Source organism: Chromobacterium sphagni, from assembly GCF_001855555.1.
In the GTDB taxonomy this organism is placed as follows: Bacteria; Pseudomonadota; Gammaproteobacteria; order Burkholderiales; family Chromobacteriaceae; genus Chromobacterium; species Chromobacterium sphagni.
This window is the reverse complement of record NZ_MKCT01000096.1, coordinates 1-2755: the sequence shown is the minus strand read 5'-3', so window position 1 is coordinate 2755 and position 2755 is coordinate 1. Positions and strand designations below refer to the sequence as shown.

Genomic DNA, 2755 nt, shown 5'->3' with positions numbered 1-2755 from the left:
GTGACAATATTGTCGCTGATCTTCTTCTACCTGCTGCGGCAATACAGCCCATCCATCCAATTTCTGCCCTTGAGCGATGTCGCGACCGGCATGGGCGTCAGCACCCAGCTGTTGTTCTGGATGTGGGCCTCGCTGATCGGCTTTTACATCATTTTCGGCATCGCCGATTTCTCCTTCCAGCGCTACAACACCACCAAACAACTGATGATGTCTCTTGAAGACATTAAGCAGGAATTCAAGAACTCTGAAGGCAATCCCGAGATCAAGCAAAAACGCAAGGAAGCGCATCGAGAGATTCAAAGCGGCAGTCTGGCAGACAATGTCTCCAAATCCACCGCGGTGGTCCGCAATCCACCCATATCGCGGTTTGCCTGCGTTACCAACCCGGCGAAACCCCGCTCCCCAAGTGACCGCAGTCGGCCGAGACGCGATGGCCCTGCATATCGTAAAACTCGCCGAAAAAGCCGGCATTCCTGTGGTGGAAAACATTGAAGTCGCGCGCGCGCTGGCCGCGAAACCAAGATCGGCGGTACATATCCGCCGAACTATTCGAGCCGGTGGCGCAGATTCTGCGCCTAGCCATGAACATAAACTATGACAATGATGAAGATGATTGATATAAAGCTCATTATCAGACCTATGCTATGCAGCTTGCTGACTGCCTGGTGTCACACGCGTGGGCGTACCCTCTGGCCGAACCTTCTTCACCCAATCAATACCCTTGGTCTGGAACCGGAGTCCTGAGCCGTCCTCTCGCACAGATCCGGCTCCAGCGACCTCCAAACAATCCGCACCATCCGGCACGAAAACCAAGACGGCGCCTCAAAACGGCGTGGCTGCGCATTTACCACTGGCCCACAAGATATCCGACGAGTTAGGCTGGATCCTAAACTGCTGCATGCGATCATCAAGGTCGAGTCAGGCTATCGGCCGCAGGCAATCTCGTCGAAGGGGCCCAGGGCTGATGCAGGTGATGCCGGAAACCGGAAAACGTTTTGGATATACCGACTTGATGGACCCCGAAAGTAACCTGCGTGCCGGCGCCAGCTATCTGAAATGGCTGTTGAGTCACTTTGAAAATGATCTGGAGCTTGCAATCGCTGGATATAATGCAGGCGAAGGCTCAGTTAAAAAATATGGGAGAAAAATCCCCCTTACCCAGAAACACAAAACTACGTAAAAAAAGTTCTTGCCTGTATTCGGAACAACAGCCCAGCTTCCCTTGAAGAATATCAATGCTACTCCAGCCAGCATCCCGAGCAAGATTCCGCCTAAAGCATCCATCCCAGCGAAGCTTTTCGGCTTGCTGTTTTCCGCTCCACATCCCGAAATATCAGAAAATAGCGTCATGTAATGCCCTAACGTTTTCTGCTCAGAGCGGCTTTGTTAATGGTATGGACGCTGACCTCCTCCCGACTAACCGAGCGGTTTAAGTTGGAGATTTCCGGCTTCAAGATAAGCAAGTCGGAACTCGCTCGGGGTTTGGTCGCGCTGCGAGCTGTGCGGCCTGAATTCGTTGTAACCTGCGCCAACGCTCGATCTTGTCACGCGCGTCATCCAGCGACAGAAACCAATGCATATTCCGGCACTCATCCGCAGACTGCCGTTAAATGACTCGATGAAGGCATTATCCATGGGTGTCCCTGGTCGTGAGAAGTCCAGCGTGACGCCTTGCTCATGGGCCATGGATCCCGCGCGACCGAAATACATTCGCTGCCGTTGTCGACCTGAATCCGTTGCGGCGTCCCGCGCAAGGCTTGCACATGCTGCATCGTAGCAACCACGTCCGCGGCTTTCAGCGCGAAATCCACCGTGATCGCCAGGCTCTCCCGGCTAAAATTATCCACTACAGTTAAGGCCCGGATTTTCTGGCCGTTGAACAGCTGATCAGCGACGAAATCCATGCTCCAGCAGGCATTCAAATTGGAGACAGCCGGCCGAGCGTGGCGATGCGCCACCGCCACTCGCCGTTTGGGCGCTTGCGCCGCAGATTCAAGCCTTCTTCGCAGTCGATCCGGTAGATCTTCTTGTGATTGATCCGCCTGCCTTCGCGCTGCAGCAGACGTGAATGCGGCGCGCGTCGTAACGAATTCGGGTGGCGGCGATCTTGCGGATGCGCTGCCGCTCGGCACGATCGTCACGCGGGTGAGGGCGATAAAATAGGTGCCTTGCCGCAGTTGAATGACGGCAGTCGCGCGCCGAATGCTGACGCGGTAGCGGCGATCAGGAAGTTGGCCAGCTCGCGTCTGCGAGCCGGCTTCACAGCTTCCTAAGAAACTCCCTCCCAGATGGCACAGGTTGCAACTGCAACTCAAACCCAAATAACGCTGCGCGGCGACGAAGTTGCTTGATCACACGCTCTCGATACTGTTGCTCATAGTAGTCTGCACCAGGATCTCGATAGTCCATGCCAAATCGCATCGCGTTGTAAAACAGCACCGCAATCTTTCGTGCGGTTGCCGTGACGGCTTTGGCGTGACCAATCCGGCGGCAAGACGACGATAGAAGGCTCCAAGCGCGTATTGCTGCGCCCTATCGCAACGGCGGCCAGTCGGAGAGCAACGGTGACTCGGTTGCTGGTCTTACGCGTATGTGCTGAAAGAATCTTGCCACCGCTGATCTTGCAACCTGGAGATAGCGTCAACCAGGACGTGAAGTGCTTGGCTGTTGGCCAACGGCTCAAGTCGGTTCCGCATTCAGCAATCAACCGCAGAGCCAAGAATGGGCCGATACCGTGTATTTGAGTCAAATCGGT

Annotated in this window: 5 protein-coding genes and 1 pseudogene; 3 read left to right on the top strand and 3 right to left on the bottom strand. The window is 55.0% G+C overall.

Annotated features, from left to right (window positions below; all coding sequences use genetic code 11):
* From BI344_RS22335 to BI344_RS26275, 3 genes and pseudogenes are all read left to right on the top strand, one after another.
* The coding region (locus BI344_RS22335; RefSeq protein ID WP_206600465.1) for an EscU/YscU/HrcU family type III secretion system export apparatus switch protein at positions 1–492 on the top strand (492 nt) is incomplete at its 5' end.
* Entirely contained in the window at positions 431–598 is a 168-nt protein-coding gene (locus BI344_RS26280; protein ID WP_420912624.1) for a hypothetical protein, read from the top strand. The genes BI344_RS22335 and BI344_RS26280, both read left to right, overlap by 62 nt.
* Positions 599–786: 188 nt before the next feature.
* Positions 787–1180, top strand: a pseudogene (locus BI344_RS26275) (lytic transglycosylase domain-containing protein).
* Positions 1181–1416: 236 nt separating this feature from the next.
* Here BI344_RS26275 and BI344_RS26270 read toward each other — a convergent pair.
* The 3 genes from BI344_RS26270 to BI344_RS23345 form a co-directional block, all read right to left on the bottom strand.
* Positions 1417–1635, bottom strand: a complete 219-nt coding sequence (locus tag BI344_RS26270; protein ID WP_158021106.1) for an integrase core domain-containing protein — start codon at positions 1633–1635, stop codon at positions 1417–1419.
* On the bottom strand, positions 1590–1904 hold the full coding sequence (locus tag BI344_RS23515) for a DDE-type integrase/transposase/recombinase (protein ID WP_095210862.1): 315 nt from the start codon (positions 1902–1904) through the stop codon (positions 1590–1592). Before BI344_RS23515 ends, BI344_RS26270 begins: the two co-directional genes overlap by 46 nt.
* A 470-nt stretch (positions 1905–2374) precedes the next feature.
* Positions 2375–2755: transposase (locus BI344_RS23345; protein WP_206600463.1), on the bottom strand; the 381-nt coding region annotated here is incomplete at its 5' end.

What these genes read in the sequence shown, in the direction of transcription:
- BI344_RS26280 (WP_420912624.1), top strand. Translation starts at nt 431, where the DNA reads ATGGCCCTGCATATCGTAAAACTCGCCGAAAAAGCCGGCATTCCTGTG.
- BI344_RS26270 (WP_158021106.1), bottom strand. Translation starts at nt 1,635, where the DNA reads ATGGATAATGCCTTCATCGAGTCATTTAACGGCAGTCTGCGGATGAGT.
- BI344_RS23515 (WP_095210862.1), bottom strand. Translation starts at nt 1,904, where the DNA reads ATGGATTTCGTCGCTGATCAGCTGTTCAACGGCCAGAAAATCCGGGCC.